At 62.5% G+C, this 16,267-nt stretch carries 18 protein-coding genes and 2 tRNA genes; 12 read left to right on the top strand and 8 right to left on the bottom strand.

From position 1 onward, the window contains the following. The first annotated feature begins 82 nt into the window (after positions 1-82). On the top strand, positions 83-1,351 hold the full coding sequence (locus ATE48_RS09670) for a serine hydrolase domain-containing protein (RefSeq protein WP_228126568.1): 1,269 nt from the start codon (positions 83-85) through the stop codon (positions 1,349-1,351). On the opposite strand, the gene trhA is transcribed toward ATE48_RS09670, so the two are convergent. Further along, on the bottom strand, positions 1,348-2,028 hold the full coding sequence (gene trhA, locus ATE48_RS09665) for a PAQR family membrane homeostasis protein TrhA (protein WP_066770694.1): 681 nt from the start codon (positions 2,026-2,028) through the stop codon (positions 1,348-1,350). The genes ATE48_RS09670 and trhA overlap by 4 nt on opposite strands. A 195-nt stretch (positions 2,029-2,223) precedes the next feature. On the opposite strand from trhA, the gene ATE48_RS09660 reads away from it, so the two are divergent. The 6 genes from ATE48_RS09660 (at position 2,224) to ATE48_RS09635 (ending at position 5,611) form a co-directional block, all read left to right on the top strand. Next, entirely contained in the window at positions 2,224-2,478 is a 255-nt protein-coding gene (locus ATE48_RS09660) for a hypothetical protein (protein WP_156767709.1), read from the top strand. 129 nt (positions 2,479-2,607) lie between these two features. After that, positions 2,608-2,871, top strand: a complete 264-nt coding sequence (locus ATE48_RS09655; RefSeq protein WP_066770688.1) for a Usg family protein — start codon at positions 2,608-2,610, stop codon at positions 2,869-2,871. A 97-nt stretch (positions 2,872-2,968) separates the two neighbouring features. Further along, entirely contained in the window at positions 2,969-3,487 is a 519-nt protein-coding gene (locus tag ATE48_RS09650; protein ID WP_228126567.1) for a CC0125/CC1285 family lipoprotein, read from the top strand. Between the two features lie 65 nt (positions 3,488-3,552). Continuing rightward, positions 3,553-3,629: transfer RNA gene (locus tag ATE48_RS09645), tRNA-Arg, on the top strand. A gap of 197 nt (positions 3,630-3,826) precedes the next feature. Beyond that, positions 3,827-4,423 carry a hypothetical protein gene (locus ATE48_RS09640; protein WP_066770685.1) on the top strand — a complete coding sequence of 199 codons (597 nt, stop codon included), beginning with the start codon at positions 3,827-3,829 and terminating at the stop codon, positions 4,421-4,423. Positions 4,424-4,468: 45 nt separating this feature from the next. Further along, positions 4,469-5,611 (top strand): hypothetical protein, encoded by a 1,143-nt coding sequence (locus ATE48_RS09635; protein ID WP_066770682.1) that lies wholly within the window; start codon positions 4,469-4,471, stop codon positions 5,609-5,611. 11 nt (positions 5,612-5,622) lie between these two features. Here the strand turns inward: ATE48_RS09635 and ATE48_RS09630 are convergent, their stop codons facing one another. Then, positions 5,623-6,792, bottom strand: coding sequence for an alpha-hydroxy acid oxidase (locus ATE48_RS09630; RefSeq protein WP_066770679.1), 1,170 nt, complete (start codon positions 6,790-6,792; stop codon positions 5,623-5,625). Positions 6,793-6,911: 119 nt separating this feature from the next. On the opposite strand from ATE48_RS09630, the gene ATE48_RS09625 reads away from it, so the two are divergent. The 4 genes from ATE48_RS09625 (at position 6,912) to ATE48_RS09610 (ending at position 8,977) form a co-directional block, all read left to right on the top strand. Continuing rightward, positions 6,912-6,987, top strand: a tRNA-Thr gene (locus tag ATE48_RS09625). Between the two features lie 71 nt (positions 6,988-7,058). Next, positions 7,059-7,670, top strand: a complete 612-nt coding sequence (locus ATE48_RS09620) for a hypothetical protein (RefSeq protein WP_228126881.1) — start codon at positions 7,059-7,061, stop codon at positions 7,668-7,670. A 239-nt stretch (positions 7,671-7,909) separates the two neighbouring features. After that, entirely contained in the window at positions 7,910-8,137 is a 228-nt protein-coding gene (locus tag ATE48_RS09615; RefSeq protein WP_066770673.1) for a hypothetical protein, read from the top strand. A 354-nt stretch (positions 8,138-8,491) separates the two neighbouring features. Further along, positions 8,492-8,977 carry a hypothetical protein gene (locus ATE48_RS09610; RefSeq protein ID WP_066770670.1) on the top strand — a complete coding sequence of 162 codons (486 nt, stop codon included), beginning with the start codon at positions 8,492-8,494 and terminating at the stop codon, positions 8,975-8,977. Between the two features lie 151 nt (positions 8,978-9,128). Here ATE48_RS09610 and ATE48_RS09605 read toward each other — a convergent pair whose 3' ends face one another. The 6 genes from ATE48_RS09605 to hemC all read right to left on the bottom strand — a co-directional run bounded on the left by ATE48_RS09605 (position 9,129) and on the right by hemC (position 14,685). Next, positions 9,129-10,241, bottom strand: a complete 1,113-nt coding sequence (locus ATE48_RS09605; RefSeq protein ID WP_228126880.1) for a C69 family dipeptidase — start codon at positions 10,239-10,241, stop codon at positions 9,129-9,131. 32 nt (positions 10,242-10,273) lie between these two features. Beyond that, positions 10,274-10,447, bottom strand: coding sequence for a hypothetical protein (locus ATE48_RS19760; protein ID WP_156767706.1), 174 nt, complete (start codon positions 10,445-10,447; stop codon positions 10,274-10,276). A 57-nt stretch (positions 10,448-10,504) separates the two neighbouring features. Next, a complete protein-coding gene (locus ATE48_RS09600) occupies positions 10,505-11,932 on the bottom strand; it encodes a heme biosynthesis HemY N-terminal domain-containing protein (protein ID WP_066770664.1) in 1,428 nt (475 codons plus the stop codon). A gap of 6 nt (positions 11,933-11,938) precedes the next feature. Beyond that, positions 11,939-12,934 carry a COG4223 family protein gene (locus ATE48_RS09595; RefSeq protein WP_066770660.1) on the bottom strand — a complete coding sequence of 332 codons (996 nt, stop codon included), beginning with the start codon at positions 12,932-12,934 and terminating at the stop codon, positions 11,939-11,941. A gap of 132 nt (positions 12,935-13,066) precedes the next feature. Next, positions 13,067-13,747: a uroporphyrinogen-III synthase gene (locus ATE48_RS09590; protein WP_066770658.1), complete on the bottom strand. Its 681-nt coding sequence runs from the start codon at positions 13,745-13,747 to the stop codon at positions 13,067-13,069. Then, the gene (gene hemC / locus ATE48_RS09585) at positions 13,744-14,685 is read right to left on the bottom strand and encodes a hydroxymethylbilane synthase (RefSeq protein WP_066770656.1); all 942 of its coding nucleotides are present in this window, start codon (positions 14,683-14,685) and stop codon (positions 13,744-13,746) included. The genes ATE48_RS09590 and hemC overlap by 4 nt, the downstream gene beginning before the upstream one ends. Before the next feature lie 54 nt (positions 14,686-14,739). Between hemC and tsaD the strand changes: the two genes are divergently transcribed. Next, entirely contained in the window at positions 14,740-15,831 is a 1,092-nt protein-coding gene (gene tsaD / locus ATE48_RS09580; RefSeq protein ID WP_066770654.1) for a tRNA (adenosine(37)-N6)-threonylcarbamoyltransferase complex transferase subunit TsaD, read from the top strand. Positions 15,832-16,267: the final 436 nt, after the last annotated feature.

Genomic DNA, 16,267 nt, shown 5'->3' with positions numbered 1-16,267 from the left:
GTACTGGGGGTTCCGCACGGTGATGTTGGAATTGCGCTTTGCGCTGCTAGTCTCATCTCATGGGCGATCAATGGCGGGCATCATGACACGCAGAACACTTTTAGGCGCAGCAGCGGCAGCAGGCGTCGCAAGCGGCGGCGAAGCGCAGACTGCGGGCGGTGAACTCACCGCACGCGCGTACATGCACGGGTTCCCACCGTCGGAGACAGCGCGCGTCGATCCGTCCAACTGGCACATGTATCCGCAGGCAAAGTGGTCCGTGCGGCACATGCGCGAACTCTTCGCTTCGCGCGATGCAACGCCCGCAATCCGGCATCCGATTGCGCTTCGGGAATCGCCGCAATCGTTTGACGATGTTCGCCTTCAAACCGAAACCGGTGAGATCACCTGGGACGACTTCCTATCCTCCACACACACTGATGCCGCGATCGTGCTGCACAACGGCGGCGTCGTGTTCGAGCGCTATTTCGACGGCATGGAGCCGCATCACCAGCATCTGCTGTTCTCGTGCACTAAGTCCTATTGCGGCTTCCTCGCTGAAATCCTCGCCTCACGCGGTCAGCTCGACTTCTCACGCACGGTAGAATCTTATCTGCCGGAGATGGCGAACACCGCTTATGCCGCCGCCACCGTGCGGGAAGTCGCGGACATGACGGACGGCGTGCATTTCAGTGAGGACTACACGGACTACACAGCCGACATTTATCGTCATGCCTATCAGATGGGCCTGTCGCCGCATGATCCTGCAAATCCGCCGCGCGGGGCCTACGCTTCGCTGCAGACGCTGAGTGTGCGCGATCATCCGGCGGGACATACTTTCGCATATCGCTCAGCGAGCAGTGATGTGCTCGGTTGGATCGTGCAACGGGTGTCGGGCAAGTCGCTGTCGCAGCTGCATGCCGAGGAAATCTATTCAAAGATCGGCGCTGAGGGTGCGTCGTATTTCACGATCGATGCGGCAGGCATGGAAATCGCCAGCATGGGTCTCAATGTGACGTTGCGCGATTTCGTCCGTTTCGGAGAAGCCATTCGCCGGGGCGGTCGCGTGGGCTCACAGCAAGCGCTTCCGGCCGAAGTGATCGCCTCCATTTTTACCGGCGGTGATCGTGAAGCGTTCGCGCGCAGCAACTCGGTCACGCGACAGGGTTGGTCCTATAAGAGCCAGTTCTGGTGCACACATGATCACTTTGGCTCTGTGTGGATGCTCGGCGTGCGCGGCCAGCGCATGCTAATTTGCCCGGAGCTCAATTTGGTGATGGCGAAGTTCGGATCGCACCCGGTTGCGAGCAATGTCGCGACTGACGTTATCCATGGCGCTGCTGTTCAGGCGCTTGCGCGCCGTTTCGGTTAGCTCAGAACCAGTCCGATCATCACCGCACCGTAATGCCCAGCAGCGCCGATGATGACGCATGCATGCCAGAGTGCGCGGCGAAAGGGGATGGCGTGGTTCAGATAGAGTAGCACGCCCCCTGAATAGGTGACGCCGGCCACCACCAGCATTGCAATCGCGAGCGGCGGCAAAGTCGGCACCACCGGCCCAAGGATCAGCACCGCCAGCCAGCCAAACGCCAGATAGATAAAGCACCACGCCCGGTCGGAGAGGTTGGTGGCGAACACTTTGCCTGCAGCGCCCGCGAGCGCCGCTACCCAGATCGCCACCGTGACCGCCACAGCAAAATTAGGCGGCAGCAGCTTCACGGTGAATGGGGTGTAGGAGCCTGCGATCATCAAAAAGATCGCTGCTTCATCGATCCGACGCAGCACGCGGCGATACCGGGAGGGTTTGGTGAGATTGTAGATGGCCGAGGCGGCGAGCATCGCCATCAGGCACATCGCGTAAATTGCGCCGGCAGTCGCCATCGGCACGCCGCGATTGACCAACGCGACCGCAACCAGAAGTCCGCCGCCAACCAATGCGGCAATGATCCCAACCGCATGCACGATACCGTCGGCCGCGTGTTCGACCCGGTTCGGGTAGTGCTCTGCGAGCTCTTGCTCGTCAGCGGTCAGTAGATCCGAGAGTGCCATACCAGCGTGCGTCTTCTTTCGAGTTCTTCTGAGGGACGCCTCAGATATAATTATAGTTCCTCCGCCTTAACGTCAGATGATGAAAACCGCGATTTTCTTGCAACACAACACGTTGAGCCAGCGGCGTGCGTGCAACGTTAACCCCACGCGCGCTGCGTGTTTCCCGAGTGGCGCGATTTTCGCAGCTTTTGGCTCATGGCCGCTGTTCGTCCCAATCCTGCTGTGCTCCGTGCAGAAGCGAAGCTGCTCACCGTTGCCGGCTTCTTCCTTTTAGGCGTTGGCTTTCCACTAACCTTAATCATGACGGCGATCGCGCTGAGCGCCGGCGAGGGATCGCCGTTCGTGCCGGCAGCGATTGGCGCGCCGCCGATTATGCTTGGCTATCTCGCGTGTCACTTCGCCTCACAGCGTATGGTCGAAGCCAAGTCGCTCGAAAGCGAAGTCCGCTAAGCAGCGATACGCGGCGGTTGCTAATCTTCGCGTCAACAGTTGCAGATCGTTGACCACCCAAGCGCACCGCTTCAGCCTCGATTAAGCGAGCACACAGCAAGCTTGCTGTGCGTTGCTTTCGGAGGCCGCATGGAGACCGAGTTCGCTTTGAGATTGAAGGGCTGGCGCTTAGCGACGGCCGAGGTGCTTTACTACATGCCAGACCATCCGGCGTTGCTGCAGAGCTTCACCTGGCAGACGCTTGATCTCGCGCCATCCTATCCTCGTATCCATAAGTTCCTCGAGTTCTGGCGCGCCGAGATCGAGGCGGTTATCCATTCGGTCCGGTTGGCGACCGGGGAGGAGCTGGCGCCCGCCAAGGTCCACAACGTCGCGACTATCCTTCATCACTAAGGCCGCGGCGGTGGTCACCATCACCAGATTGAGATTGGCGCCGCCGCCCATCGGCCTACATAAAGGTGGTCAGGATCCGAATTTGGAGATGAGTCGCATGCGAATGCTTGCGCTTGCCGCTTTTGCCGGGCTGCTAGCCGCCTGCGCAACCGCCACGCCCTACGCACCGACCGAGACCGCAGACTACGGGTTTCGCGAGCAGCGGATCGAGGACAACCGCATCCGCATCACCTTCCGCGGAAACACGCTGACCGATCGTGAAGCCGTCGAGACCTACCTTCTCTATCGCGCAGCTGAAGTGACGCTGCAGAACGGCAAGGACTACTTCGTTGTCGTCACCCGCGACACCGAGGAGCACTCGCGTCTACAGGGCGACGGCTTCGGCAATCGCTATGGATTTTCCTATTTCGCGTTCCGCCCGCACTATGGCTGGTCGCCTTGGTACGATCCCTTCTGGGATGAACCGTCGCGGTACCGCGAAGTGACCCGTTACGAGGCCATCGCCGAAATCGCCATGTTCAACGGCGCCAAGCCCGCCAACCAGGCCGACGCGTTCGACGCCCGCGAGGTCCAGTCGAACCTGCAAGGCCGGATCGTCCGCCCGCCGGCGGAGTAGGGCTCGCGTTTCCGGAGAAGCTCGGCTAGAGGTGTCGCCCGCTCGGGCCTAGCCCGCGCCAGCACGCACCCGTAGCTCAGCTGGATAGAGCACTGCCCTCCGAAGGCAGGGGTCGGGGGTTCGAATCCCTTCGGGTGCGCCATTCCCTCCTGTGAAACTGGACACAAACACGCGGCGGCGTGACCTAACGCCGAACGTAGCCTTGGCTCGCGCGCTTGGCGTATGGTGCGGCCGATGTCACGGGTGGAAACCGGATGGCTTGCTGGCGGTTGAATTATTCCTATTGGGTGCGTCAGCTTCTCCTTTGGAGCGCCGGCAGCGCACACTTTGCAGACGGCAATGGCTGAACCGGTCATCTATCGCAGGCGCGGCGGCGCGATTTCGAGAAGCGAACGCGAGTGGCGTGTCGAGGACGACGCGCTTGTGACGCGTGGCGGCTCTGGCCGCGACAAACGCTATCGCTGGTCCGACATCGCCAGCGTGCGTTTGCTGCACGACCCGGTGCGTGCTTGTTCATGGCGCTACGTGTTCGAACTGCAGCCGAAAGACGAGCGCAAGATCGTCATCGACAACGTCCATTATTGCGGCGCGCGTGAATTCGAAGATCGCTCCGACAGCTACACACCGTTTGTCCGCGCCGCGATTGCGCGCTGGGCCGTCACCCATCCGAAGGGCCGGGTTTTGATCGGCGAGACGCCCAAGCGTTACTTCTTTCTTTTGATTTCCGCGCTCTTGGGCCTCGGCGTGCTCGCGTACGTTTTGGTGGCTGTCCCGACGCCGTTGGATGCGCTGCCTTACGCGAACTTGGTCAAGTTCGGCATCATCTTGCTTATGCTGCCGATTTTTTGGCGTGCGGTGCTCAAGGTCATGCCGCGTGGGGTGGCGCCAGATCAAATTCCCGATCGCGCTTTTCCGACAAATTCGAATCCAGGTTAATCAAAATTTTATGCAGGCGCCGGAAAAGCGTAGCGGAGGTTTTCCGTGCGTCAGAAAGACGGCCGACGCGATTTATCGCTGATCCGCGCCAGCGGTTCTACTGCGCGCGTGCTGAACCTCGCGCTCGCCTTCGAGCGCTTCTGCGACACGGACGATTACAAGAACAAGCCACTCTTTCGAAATCCGCGCCTCAATCGCGCGTTGATTTTGAAGCACGTGGTTCGTCCGCACGAGCGCGAACTCTTTACGCGCCCAACAACGACCGCGACTAAAGTCATTCTGCCGTATGCCGCCCAAGAGCTTGAGCTCGGCGGCATCAGCTTCATGGTCAATGAGCTGCGCTTCGAACGCCTGCTAAAGGACGCCGTTGGCGGTTATACTAACGACACTGATTTGCTCGCTGACGCCGAGCTCTTGAAAGCTCTCGCGGCACTGCCGTCATTCGATCCGTTCTTGTTGCGTGAACGCCTGCGCCACATGGGGATTCATCCGGCACGCGCGTATTTCGATATCGCCGAAGCCGACATCACGCGTATGCGCGCGTTCGTCGGCAAGGAAATCGCCCAGCTCGTCAGCCTCGCGTTTGCGACGGGCGGTATCGACGCCGGTGGTCTCTCGCAGCGCCTGGCCGATAAATTGATGACGGACGAGACGGCCAAGACGCTTGATCCGCTTCGCGAAACGCTGCGTCTCTCCGGCGAAGAATACATCGAGGGTGTCTTCGCCTGGAAGGGTTTCCTCTATTACAAGTGGCTGATGGACGAGATCCGTCCGGGCCTTGCCGAGTTCAAGCCACGCTTCGCCGGCTTGCGAGTGACGCAAGCTACGTCCGATGAGCGTCAGCAACTCGCCGAAACGCGCCGCGACATTCTGATGAAGATGCAGCTCGCTCTGAAGCGCGTCGACGAGACTTTGCTTGAGTATGGCGTCGCGTTCGCCGCGCTTGCCGAAGGTCAGCCTTCCGCGTTTCGGAATTTCCTCCTGAAAGCGCCATCGCTGTTCATTCCCATCGGCGAAGCGGTGGGCGTCATCCGTCACATCGATTCATTCTGGCGTTTCCGCTTCCCAGATGCTGCAACGCCGATGATGGAAGCAGACGAGGCCATCGAGGTTCTCCACGACTTCGAGACTACAGTTGAAGGCGTTGAGTTTGTGAAGAACAAGGTCGAGCAGAGGCTTGCTTCCTAGTCCCGCTGCCCTCAGGGCAGGGTCTTTTTGAAAATCAGATCGCGCGTCAGGCCGCTTAGTCGGGCGCGCCCGCAGAGCGCCATCGTGCGCCGCAATTCGCTATCCAAGATCTCAAGCGCGCGCCGCACGCCGCGTTCGCCTCCCGCGCCAAGCCCGTAAAGATAGGCGCGTCCGACCGCGACAGCGTTCGCGCCAAGCGCCAAAGCCTTCACGACATCGCTGCCGCGCCGGACACCGCCGTCGAGAATAATCTCCGCCTTGTCTGCAACGGCTTCTGCGATCCCCGGCAGCATGTCGATAGTAGCGGGCGCTGTATCAAGCTGCCGGCCGCCGTGGTTCGATACCCATACCGCATTGGCCCCGATGCCAATGCAGCGCTGCGCATCTTCCGGCGTCGAGATGCCCTTAATGGCAAGATTGCCATCCCAATTATCGCGCAACCATTGCGCATCTTTCCACGTCACGGTGCGGTCGAATTGTGCGTTGATGAAGCCGATCAGTCCGCCATCAATGCGTATGTGCGCGAAGTTTGCCGGTCTGATCTCCGGCGTGGTCATCAGGTCCCAAAGATAGCCAGGCGCGGCCAAGGCTTGCGTCGCCGTGCGCCAAGTGACCTTGGGTGGGATGGTGAAGTCGTTGGCGCCGTCGCGCTCGCGATTGCCGGCGACGGGCACATCGACGGTCAGCAAAATTGCACTAAAGCCGGCGGCCTTGGCGCGCGCCAGCATCTCTTTCACCAGCGCGCGATCGCGCCAGACATAAACCTGGAACCACTTCGTTCCCGGGTTCGCCGCCGCGATATCTTCCACACTCGACGACGCCAAGGTTGAGCATGCGTACGGCACACCCGCTGCGTGCGCCGCCCGCGCTACGGCAAGCTCGCCTTGGCGCGGATGAAACAGGCGCGATGTCGCCGTAGGGCTAATGAAGAATGGCGACGCGGACGCCGCGCCCATGATCGTTGTCGATGTATCGACCTCCGATACATCGGCCAGTGCGTCCCAAGTGAGCTCGAGGTCACGAAACCGCGAAACGCTCCGCGCTAGAGAAACCTCATCGTCGGCGCCGCCATCGATGTAATCGAACACCATGCGCGGCAGCCGCCGCCGCGCCATGCGGCGCAGATCGGCGATATTTCGCGCTCTGGCGATCGAGGAGGGCACATAAGCCGGGTCGGACATGGCCAATTTCTGGGGCGGACCGCCGCATCCTACAAGCCAAAGCCGCCCGGCCTTGCCTCTCCGCCCGGCTACGCGTAGGAAACCGCCCTTCCGCGGCGGCCTCTGGCCCGCCGTCCGGCGCCGCCTTAGCTCAGCCGGTAGAGCACCGCATTCGTAATGCGGGGGTCACGTGTTCGAGTCACGTAGGCGGCACCATTCCCTCCTTTCGAGCAATTTCGCAGACTGTCTCAGGTCATCGCAAATCGTCTCGAATGCATTGATTGGTAATGATTTTTGCGCGTTTTGGTGCGCCGCCTTGTAGTGCCGGAATGTGGGCGTATCAAAATCGCACGCTGGTGGCTGTTACTCAGGCCGCCCCGGGCATGACGCCTATGCGGGCGAGCAGCGCTGCTTTTGGAGCAATTGGTGGGCTAGCTATGGCTTCAGCGGCGCGCAATTACGCCTCAGAGCACGGTGTGGTTGATCCTGCGACGCACATTGAAACGCAGCTGATCGCCTTACTGCAGTCGCGATATGGCATCCAAACAGTAGGCGACAGACGCGATATGTCTGCCGTGACGGAACGCACTGACTACCCGATCAATTCCGACCTGCTTTATGTAGACGTAAAGACGCACATGCGGATGCAACGCTATTTCAGCTCAAATTGGGGGCGATTCAGAATCGACTTCAGTACCCCTAGCCAGATCATCGATGGGGCTACCGGTCGCGCAGTTGCCCAGTACGAGTGCAGGAAGTCCATGCCAGAAACGCCCGACGACGCACCCACGTTGGAAGAACTTGAGGCGAACAACGGAGCGCTGATGAACCAGTTGCTCATGCGGATGGCCGATGAGTGCCTTGCAGAGTTCGCCGCAACGTCGCTCCCAGCGTCTTAAGTCGATTCGCGAGCGACGACGGGGCGCTGGAACGACTCCGAAGGCGACTAACACCCTGGGATCGATCGCCAAGCTCCAAGACACGAGCTCTGCGGCGGCGCTCGCGAGGCGGGTCATCCGCTGTTGCGCGGCGTAAGAAAGCTAGAATCCGCGACCGTGATGAATTAGCACTGCGCCGAACGCACCGGTGGAGGCCCGTCAATCAAAGTTGGCCCACGTTCGCACTAAGGAGAATCCTTATGATGAAATTTACTCTTGCCGCTGGCGCTTCGCTGATGCTCTGCGCGTGCGGCACGCAAATGGGCGATCGCATTGCCTCAGGCGCCGCAATCGGTGCGGGCACAGGCGCAGTCTTGGGCGGCATCGGCGCGGTCCCCGGCGCCATCATAGGGGCCGGTGTTGGCGCCTTTGTGCCACCCGAGCGAGTAAACCTCGGCGAGCCTGTCTGGGACGATGGGGGCCGGTAAGAGCGCCACGCGAAACGTCGAGTTGGCGCCGATCTCTAAGGGGATCAAGTTTCGGCGCGGCTTCCCGCGAGAACACGACGTTGCTGCACGCGCTAAGTGATTGACCGCACCCGAGAGTGAAGGCCAGCTGCGAGATCTGACGCGTCTCCCGCTGAGCAAGGAAGCGGCGCCAGGTGTGTGGATCTTACATAGCGGCGCTGTGTGCGATTTCGCACACGGGCTAGCTCCACGTTGGAGGGCGATGGGGAGCGTTGCGTACTTTGTGATCCACCGAAGCCAAATGCGGTAGCTAGCGTCTTGTCAGGTTCACCGCAGTTCCCCTAGTTTTGTCAGCGTATCTATGGGGGGAATTTCATGCTTCGTCTTTCTGTCGCGCTCACGGCAGCGCTAGCGCTTGCTTCTTGTGCAACCATCACCCGCGGCACCACTACGGCCTTCGTGGTCGAGACCATTCCGTCCGGCGCCTATGTGCGCTTGAGTACCGGCCAAGAATGCAATTCAACGCCATGCACCTTCGCCCGGATCAGTCGCGAGGCCGAGTTCACGGTGCTCATTCGAAAAGAGGGCTATCAAGAAGTGACTGCCAACGTCTCGCACGCGACCGCGAGTGGCGGTGGTTTGGGCATGGCGGGAAACGTTCTGGTTGGTGGCCTTATCGGCGCAGCAGTTGACGCCAATTCTGGGGCAACTCAGAACCTCGTGCCGAATCCGCTTGTCGTGCACTTGGAAGCTTTGGCGCCAGCAGAAGTGGCGCCAGCGCTCACCTCAGAAAATGCGCCAGCGGCGCAACCCGCCGCAGCGCCAGATGGGGCCGCGGCGCCCGCTCCGACGCCAAGTTAAAAGCAGGTTCGCACACAAGAATTGCGGCGGGACTCGAAAGGGCCCCGCCGCTTTGTCTTAGGGCTTACGAGAGTGTCTCGCTCCGGCGGATATCGTTGGGAAATCGCGCGCGACTTCGGTGGAGCAACGCGCAGAAATGTCAGAGAATTCTTCATGTGCGCGAGTCACGTAGGCGCACCATCCCCACTTTATCATGTTCCGCCCATGACGCCGCATAGGCCTGGCCGCAGCGTGCGTAGCCGTCGTGGTGCGCGCTCACAGCCCAGCGGGCTTCAGCCTCGTCGGCCTCGCGCCAGCAATCGGCGATGGCTTTTTTGAGCTGATCGGTGGAACTCATCGCCGTGCGAACCGCGGTGGCGAACTTAAGCCCCAGCCCATCGCGCTCTGCTGCGATCTTCGCGGCCTGTTCGGCGTAGTCGCAGAGCGCGGCCCGGTGCCAAAGTTCGTGCCGCCACCAGCGCGCGCGCCGATAGAATTTGTCCGTCGGAGCAGGGCCGCTATCGGGTGCTGCAACGCCAAGGATGATCGGCTTGAAGATGCTGAGGCACGGCGCGGCGCTCGCCGTCACCCAATGCACCACGCCATCAGGCGTCCACTCGCTCACCCACGACGCGGTCGTTTGGCTGCGTCGCGCACCCTCTGCGGCATGCATGCAGATCGAACGCCGCTTGGTTTGCTCCGGCGTCCAGCCTCGCGCTTGGCCCTCTTCGCCGTGATCGCGCAGCACCGCCATCATCGCCTGCGGCGTTAGCTTGCCCTTATGCGCCGCCAAGATTTGCCCGCCGCGCGCACAACGTCCGCGCCCAAAGCTCACCTCATCTCGCTCCGGATTGAGAAATTGCGCTGCAAAATCGAAACGGTGATCGCTATCTAGCCACCCACTGGCGCGCGCATGCTGCGCCAGATCACGGCTAATCTGCTCGTAGCCGCGCCCGATACTGTAAGCGTTCGATAGCGCCCGCTCACCGCTGACGCGCTCCACCGCCCACCAGCGTCCGACAGTCTCAAGAACAAACGCTTCGCGCCCATCCGCGATCAGAAAGCCGTTTTGATAGAAAAACTCATGCCGATGGCCGCAATTGCCGCCCTGACCGTGCGCCTCGAGCAGCGAGGTCATGACCTCCACCGCTTCCGCCGCACTCGCCGCGCGTTCGAGCCCTAAGCGTAAGATGTCCATGCCCGTCAACGCCGGCGTCTCGCTGGGCGCAACCAGCGCATGCATCGCCTCATTGCCAATGACAACGCCATGCTCGTTGGCGCCCATTTCCGCGCCCCACATCCAGCACGGTCGGCTGATCAGGCACGCATTGGTGCGCCGTAGGTGCATAAGAGCTTCGCATCGGACGCGTGCTCTGCCGCCGCCACCAATTCCAGCGCCTGCGCTTCATTGCGTTCGCGATCGCTATTCTTGGCGAACAGCATCGCGCCATTGGCGGTGCGCTGGGGCTGGGCAACGAAGCTATCGCACATGGTCTCGCAAGCTCTCGTAGCGAGCTTGCGTCATCGCCGGCAAAACGCCAACGCCGCTTAGCGGATTTCTTCGACTTCCTCGGCGACGTCGTCCGGCGCGCGCTCGGCGCGAAGTTCCGGTTTTGGCGGCGTCAGCACCGCCGTTGGCATCGCCATAACGGGCCCAAGCACGTCGTTGCCGCCACGCTCCATGCGCGGGTGAATCAGCATGCCGCCATCGCCGAACGCGTAAACGAGACGCGCCCAGTCGTTGTCGTCATACAGAAACGCCGGACCTTCCGGATCGAGATCCGACCAATCGGCTTCGCGCGGGGCCGCCGCCGCTTGCGCCAGCCAGGTCCGAGCTGCGTTCTCATCGCCGCGTCCGCGCGCAACTTGCGCGAACAAGATGCAAATGCGCGAGGAGGGGTTTTCGCGATAGGCGTCCTCAAGCGCCGCTTGCGCGCCGCCCCAATCGCCACGCTCCATCGCCAGTTCGGCGAGGATGATTTTGGTTTCGCGCGAGTCACGGCGCCGTTCCGCGAACGCGCGCATGCGCTCAGCCCGCGCTTCACGTGTCTCACCCGGCGCCAGGTCGCGATAGGCATGCGCCAAAGCTGGGTGCGGGCCGTTTTCCCAGGCCTCTTCCAAGATGGCCGCGGCGCGCTCGGGCTTGCCTTCGCCGACCAGCAGGCGCGCCGCCATTGCACCGGCCGGTGCAAATGCCGGCGCCATGCGGAAGGCCTTCTGCGCCATCTCCGCCGCCTTATCCGGACGGCGCTCACGCTCAAGCTTTTGCGATTGCGCGCTCATCAGCACCGCGCGGCGGCGCTTGGCGACCTTATCTTCGATCTGCTTGCGCTTATCGCCCGCATCGAGCGTCTCGATTGCGTTTTCCCAATCGCCTTGCTGGACCGCGAGATCGAACGCGTATTGGAACGGCCACGTCGCCGTCTTTGAAGCTTTCAGTGCTGCTTCCGCGTGTGCGCGCGCCGCGACCCGATCGCCGCGCTTCAAGGCCGCCGCCATCAAGCCTTTGCGACCCAGAACTTCAGTGTCCTCGTTCTGCAGCATGCCGGCATAAGCGCGTTCCGCCGCCGCCGTATCGCCGCTGACCTCCGCTGCGCGCGCCTGCAAAAGCAGGGCAAGCCGCGGCTCGTCGATCAGATCTTCGGCTTTGTCCGCATGGCGGCGCGCTTCTTCGAACTCGCCTGCTTCAGCCGCGATCAAGCCAAGCGCCAAGGCTTCCTGACCGCGACGCACCTTCGCACGTTGGCTGACTTTGCCGAGTCGTCCTGGCGCATCCATGAGGAACATCAGCAAGCGCAGTAACGGCAGCGCTACTGCGACGGCCAGCACCAGAACCAGCAAGCCAAACAGCGCGCTGGTCGTGATCTCGGTGCCGAACCAGGTGATTTCGACCGTGCCCTGGTCAGTTGATATGACCTGCCACGACACCAGGGCCGCGAGCACCGCGATGATGAGCAGGAAGGCGACACGCAACATGGCTGATCAGCTCCGCGACAATTCTTGGCGGATGGCCGCGATGCGCGTGTCGATTTCCAACCTGCGCTGCGCGTCATTTATCCACGCCTGGGCAGCGCGCTTCGGCGCTGCGGGCAGGCGATTGAGTTCTTGAATGGCGTCGGCCAAGCGGTCGGCCGCTAAATATTGCTCCGCACGTTCGACGATGCCTTCCGGCGTATCGCCCGCGCCTGCTTGGCGGATCACGATCCACTGCGCCAAGGCCGCTTGGATGCGGCCCCAGAAACCCGCGCCAGCTTGGCTTTGCCGCGCTGAACGGATGATCTCGTTGTCGAGACGCGCAAACTGATCGCGAAGCTCGATGCGGGTCGGTGCGCCAACGCGCGCCAACGGCTCAAGCGCCGCCACGTTCGGATCGTTTGGCAGCAGCGCCGCGAGTGATGCATGCGCCTGTTCGAAAGGTCCCGATGAACGCGCCGCTTCAGACGCCGCAACAACCGCATACGAAGCACGCGCCGCCGTCGCAGCTGTCCGCGCTTCCGCAGCGACCGCTGGCAATTCTTCTTGCAGGCGGCGCACTTCTGCAACCAAAGCCTGAACTTCCGCCGTCGAGGGCATGGTGTTCAGCCGCGCTTCAACGTCGCGCAGTCCCGATTGCAGCGCGAACACGCGCGCGCCAGTGCCGCCGTCGCCGGCTTCGCCAGCCGCAGCGCTCGCGAGCGGTGCATTCATGATCTCCTCGATCGCGTCCAAGCGCTGATCGAGCGAGGCCGCTTCGCCGGAGGGCGAAGTGCTGACGCCGTCAGCCGAGATCGGCGCGACATTGTTCAGCGCTTGCTGCACAGCCGGAATCCGCGGCGCCACAGCGCCGCCAGCAGCGCCTACGCCGGCGGCCACGATCGCCAGCACAAGCGCCGTGCCCGTGCCTACGCCGCGTCCCGCGTCCTCGCGGTACGCCGGCTCATATTCAACGTCGATTGGCTCGCCGCGTCCGCGGTCGCCGTCATCGTCGTCTCTGCTCATGCTATTCCCCAAGAGCTGCCCGGCTTTTTTCCGAGACTTTTCCGCTATTTCGCAGTGGAAACGAGTCGCTAGCCAAGCGAAACTTAGGGCCGCCCGCCTAGCCGCTCAAGCGATTGCGCCAGCAGGGGAGAATTACCCCCCGACTGTGGCCGTCAGGAGAGCGTCTTCGCGCGGCCGTATGGCTGTAACGATGCGTTCCCAGGACGTTCTTCCGGCAGCGGCAGCAATCGTGGCGCTGAGGCACCCCGCGGTAAGCGTCGTGGCGTTCGGCGCGCCGAGCGCCACGAATGTCTCGGCCGCTCGGGCGCTGTGGAAAAGAATGACGTCGAGCGGCTGAAGCAGCGCCTCCGGCAGGTTCTGCCGCGCCACCGATGCGTAGGCCAGCCGTCGCTCGATTTGAAACCCAGCCGCGCGCAACTCGCCGCCAAGGTCGCCGGCCACATGATCGCCGGCGATGTGGATCAGCTTGCCCTTGCCGGGATCGAGCTCGCGTTTCGCTAGCGCCGCCAACGCGGCGACATCGCCATCCGCCGAACGTACGTCGGTGAACCCCGCCGCGCGCGCAGCTTCCGCTGTCGCATCGCCGACCGTGAGGATCGTGCGGTCGCGCGCGCCTCGGGTGTCCGGAAACGCGTGCACGCCATTCGTGCTGGTGAAGATAATCGCCTGCGCGCCTTCGGAGTTGGTGTCGTAACCGCAGGCCACGATGGTGAGCAAAGGTGCAAGCACTGCTTCCGCACCACGCGCGCGCACGCGCTCAGCCGTCCGTGATGCCTCCGGCTCAGCACGCGTGATGGCGACGCGCAGCGTCATGCATCCAACACGATCGCGTCGCCCGCTTCGTCTCGGATTTCCAGGCCAAGCTTCGCGCCAAGGGCTTGCGCCGCCCCAATCGCGTCGGCGCCTATTGCAATGGTCTCAACACGCCGCCAGCGCAGCGCGCCGTCAGGACGCAGTGTTTCACCAATGAGCGACATCTTCGCGCCATCGACCCGCGCCAGTGCCGCGATTGGCGTGCGGCACGATCCATCGAGTGCATCAAGAAACGCGCGTTCGGCCTCAATCTCGATGCGCGCGTTCGTATTCTCGCAGCGGGCCAGTGCATCGCGTACGCGAGCATCATCGGTGCGCCCCGTAATTGCAATCGCGCCCTGGCAAGCGGCGGGCGGCGCTTCTTCTGGATCGACTAGGCTCGCGACACGATCCGCCAAGCCCATCCGCTTCAGGCCGGCGAACGCCAAATAAGTGGCATCCGCCTCTCCGGCTTCAAGCTTCGCCAGCCGTGTATCGACATTGCCGCGCAGCGTCGAAACGATGAGATCGCGCCTTGCAAACAAGACCTGCGCTTGACGCCGCAAACTCGCCGTTCCCACGCGCGCGCCTGCCGGCAAATCCGCCAGCGACTTTGCTTTTAAGCTCACAAACGCATCGCGCGGATCTTCGCGCTCCGGCACGCACGCCAGCACGATGCCATCCGGCAAACGTGTCGGCAGATCCTTTAGTGAGTGAACCGCAAAATCGATGCGGCGTTCGAGCAGTGCGTGGTCCAGCTCCTTTGTGAAGAGACCCTTGCCGCCGGCCTCGATCAGCCTGCGATCTTGAATGCGGTCGCCGCTGGTGACGATGGGCACGATCTCGAACACATCTTCCGCCAAGCCCAGCGTCGTCGCCAGCCGCGCGCGAGTCTGACCGGTTTGCGCCAGCGACAGTTTCGAACCGCGCGCGCCGATGCGGAAAAGCGGAGCACTCATGCCCTGCACTTAACCGCTGGCGCGGGTGAGGGGAACGCGCCAAATGTGCGCGTGATGAATCCACTCACTGTCCTTGGCATCGAATCCAGCTGCGATGAAACCGCGGCGGCGGTGCTGCGCCTCGATGAGAACGGCCCCCACGTCATCTCGGACGTGGTGCGCGGTCAGGCGGCTCAGCACGCGCCGTATCGGGGCGTGGTCCCCGAAATCGCGGCTCGCGCACACGTTGAGGTTCTCGACGGGACGATCGCCGCGGCCATGGCCGATGCAAGGCTCGGTTTTGCTGAACTGGATGGAATTGCAGCCACCGCCGGGCCTGGCCTCATCGGCGGCGTCATGGTCGGGCTCCTGGCTGGCAAAGCCATCGCGCTGGCGCACGACAAGCCGCTCATCGCGGTGAACCACCTTGAAGGGCACGCGCTTAGCCCACGCCTCGCCCAGGGCGGGGCGACGTTCCCGTATCTCTTGCTTTTGGTGAGCGGTGGGCACTGCCAGTTCATCGCCGTGCTCGATGTTGGCGTGTATCGTCGCTACGGCTCGACGATGGATGATGCGCTCGGCGAAGCGTTCGACAAGCTCGCCAAGCTTCTCAATCTTGGCTTTCCGGGCGGACCCCTCGTTGAAAGCGCCGCTGAAAACGGTGATTCCAAGCGGTTCGCGCTGCCACGCCCGCTACTCGGCCGCGAAGGCTGCGACTTCTCTTTTGCAGGATTGAAAACCGCCTGCGCGCGCGCGGTTGAGCGACTTGGGGTGCTCACCGATCAAGACAAGGCAGATCTCTGCGCCAGCTTTCAAGCCGCCGTGCTCGACATCGTCGAGGACCGTACGCGCAACGCGATGCGGATGTTCGATAGTGTGTGGGGGGCGAAAGGGCGGCTGGTGGCGGCGGGAGGTGTTGCTGCGAACCAGGCGATCCGAAGCCGTTTGGAGGCTCTGGGGGAGGATCGCGGCTACGATTTCATAGCTCCGCCGCTTCGCTGGTGCACAGACAATGCGGCCATGATTGCTCTGGCGGGCGCTGAAAGGTTGCGGCTGGGATTCAGTGACGACCTGTCATTTCCAGCCCGGCCGCGTTGGCCGCTGGATGAGGAGGCCGCCCGCTTGCGCCCCAGCCATCAGGCGGGGCGCAAGGGAGCAAAGGCTTAGGCGACGACGCGAGCAGCCGTGAAAAGCAGCGGCGCCATGGCGGTGGCGACCAGCGCGATCGCGATAACCACGGCCATTGCGCGGGCGGTCGTCGGTAGGTCTTGAGCGGACATATTAGGAGTTTCCCCGAATGGATCGATGTTGCAGGTGCGAACACCAGTGAGGGTGAGATGGACCCTTTCGAGCGTGCATAGAAGGCATATTTCACCAGCCCAGTTATGCGTTATTGCAATCTAAACGTTAATGTCGCCCCGTTAATGCAAATAAAGAACAGGCGCGAAGGGGGCTCCTTCGCGCCTGCAAAATGACCCGAGAAGCGCTGGGAGGCGCCGGCTGGGCAGGGACTACGCGACGACCGAAGCCGCGATCTGCATGAACGGCGAGGCGGCGGCGGCGAAGAGGGCGAGGGCGGCCAGGACGAAGGTGGCTGAGAGAA

It is taken from the genome of Candidatus Viadribacter manganicus (assembly GCF_001679665.1).
Taxonomy (GTDB): Bacteria; Pseudomonadota; Alphaproteobacteria; order Caulobacterales; family Aquidulcibacteraceae; genus Vitreimonas; species Vitreimonas manganica.
This window is presented reverse-complemented; position numbering and strand designations above follow the sequence as displayed.

What these genes read in the sequence shown, in the direction of transcription:
- ATE48_RS09670 (WP_228126568.1), top strand. Translation starts at nt 83, where the DNA reads ATGACACGCAGAACACTTTTAGGCGCAGCAGCGGCAGCAGGCGTCGCA.
- trhA (WP_066770694.1), bottom strand. Translation starts at nt 2,028, where the DNA reads ATGGCACTCTCGGATCTACTGACCGCTGACGAGCAAGAGCTCGCAGAG.
- ATE48_RS09660 (WP_156767709.1), top strand. Translation starts at nt 2,224, where the DNA reads ATGGCCGCTGTTCGTCCCAATCCTGCTGTGCTCCGTGCAGAAGCGAAG.
- ATE48_RS09655 (WP_066770688.1), top strand. Translation starts at nt 2,608, where the DNA reads ATGGAGACCGAGTTCGCTTTGAGATTGAAGGGCTGGCGCTTAGCGACG.
- ATE48_RS09650 (WP_228126567.1), top strand. Translation starts at nt 2,969, where the DNA reads ATGCGAATGCTTGCGCTTGCCGCTTTTGCCGGGCTGCTAGCCGCCTGC.
- ATE48_RS09640 (WP_066770685.1), top strand. Translation starts at nt 3,827, where the DNA reads ATGGCTGAACCGGTCATCTATCGCAGGCGCGGCGGCGCGATTTCGAGA.
- ATE48_RS09630 (WP_066770679.1), bottom strand. Translation starts at nt 6,792, where the DNA reads ATGTCCGACCCGGCTTATGTGCCCTCCTCGATCGCCAGAGCGCGAAAT.
- ATE48_RS09620 (WP_228126881.1), top strand. Translation starts at nt 7,059, where the DNA reads ATGATTTTTGCGCGTTTTGGTGCGCCGCCTTGTAGTGCCGGAATGTGG.
- ATE48_RS09615 (WP_066770673.1), top strand. Translation starts at nt 7,910, where the DNA reads ATGATGAAATTTACTCTTGCCGCTGGCGCTTCGCTGATGCTCTGCGCG.
- ATE48_RS09610 (WP_066770670.1), top strand. Translation starts at nt 8,492, where the DNA reads ATGCTTCGTCTTTCTGTCGCGCTCACGGCAGCGCTAGCGCTTGCTTCT.
- ATE48_RS09605 (WP_228126880.1), bottom strand. Translation starts at nt 10,241, where the DNA reads ATGGGCGCCAACGAGCATGGCGTTGTCATTGGCAATGAGGCGATGCAT.
- ATE48_RS19760 (WP_156767706.1), bottom strand. Translation starts at nt 10,447, where the DNA reads ATGTGCGATAGCTTCGTTGCCCAGCCCCAGCGCACCGCCAATGGCGCG.
- ATE48_RS09600 (WP_066770664.1), bottom strand. Translation starts at nt 11,932, where the DNA reads ATGTTGCGTGTCGCCTTCCTGCTCATCATCGCGGTGCTCGCGGCCCTG.
- ATE48_RS09595 (WP_066770660.1), bottom strand. Translation starts at nt 12,934, where the DNA reads ATGAGCAGAGACGACGATGACGGCGACCGCGGACGCGGCGAGCCAATC.
- ATE48_RS09590 (WP_066770658.1), bottom strand. Translation starts at nt 13,747, where the DNA reads ATGACGCTGCGCGTCGCCATCACGCGTGCTGAGCCGGAGGCATCACGG.
- hemC (WP_066770656.1), bottom strand. Translation starts at nt 14,685, where the DNA reads ATGAGTGCTCCGCTTTTCCGCATCGGCGCGCGCGGTTCGAAACTGTCG.
- tsaD (WP_066770654.1), top strand. Translation starts at nt 14,740, where the DNA reads ATGAATCCACTCACTGTCCTTGGCATCGAATCCAGCTGCGATGAAACC.